Origin of the sequence: Alloyangia mangrovi (assembly GCF_002300555.2) — a bacterium.
Lineage (GTDB): Bacteria > Pseudomonadota > Alphaproteobacteria > Rhodobacterales > Rhodobacteraceae > Salipiger > Salipiger mangrovi.
Window position 1 is genome coordinate 1 of sequence record NZ_NTHN02000144.1, and the last position, 819, is coordinate 819.

General features: G+C 74.5%; 1 pseudogene. It reads left to right on the top strand.

The features are described 5' to 3' along the window. Window positions 1-819 (top strand): annotated as a pseudogene (locus CLG85_RS27140) (hypothetical protein); the annotation flags it as partial.

Sequence of the window (819 nt, forward strand, 5' to 3'; positions counted from 1 at the left end):
GCAGGCGCGCGTGGCCGCGCTGCGGCAGGAGGCGGATCGTTCCGACAGCCGCGCCCGCCGCGCCGCCGCCTCGCTGACCCCCGAGGAAGAGCGCGAGAGGCTGACCGTCTTCGGCGCCCGGGGCGGGCAGAAGGTGGGGGGCAAGCCGCGCTTCCTCGGGCTCATCCTGACCGTTCTGCTGCTGCTATTCCTTGCCGCGGTCGCGGCCTTTTCGTCAGCCCTGCTGGGGGACGAGATCTCGCGCCTCTTCGCGCCGTCGGAGGCCGAGAACGTGGCGCTGTCGGCCCCCGGGGAGTTCCTCGAGGGCGCGCCGATTCCCGCCTCAACCGAGCGGCCCGCCGACGCGGACGGCGACGAGGCCGAGGAAGACGCCGACGCCATGCTCGCCGCGCTCGACCTGCCGCCGCCCGCCAGCGAGGGGTTCGAGGAACTGCCGGCGCCGCGGGTGACCGAGCGCAACCAGATGACGAGCGACGAGGCCGCCGAGACCTATGCCGTGACCGGCATCTGGCAACGCGCGCCGAACGCCCCGGCGCGACCGCCGCAGACCAATGCCGAGGATGTCTACGTCGCCTCGATCGACCCCGAGGTGCAGCAGTTCGACGCCGTCGCCCTGCCCGATCTCGACGCCGGCCCGCGCGAGGACCTGAGTCTCGAGCCGGTGCGCCTGCCACCCGGCCCCGGCGTGCGTTTCGAGCTCGACGACCGCGGGCTGGTCAAGGCCTCGCCCGAGGGCACCGTCTCGCCCGACGGGGTGCGCATCTTTACCAGGGCTGCCGCCGCAGCACCCGCCGCTGCGCGAACCCGCCCCCGAGGCGG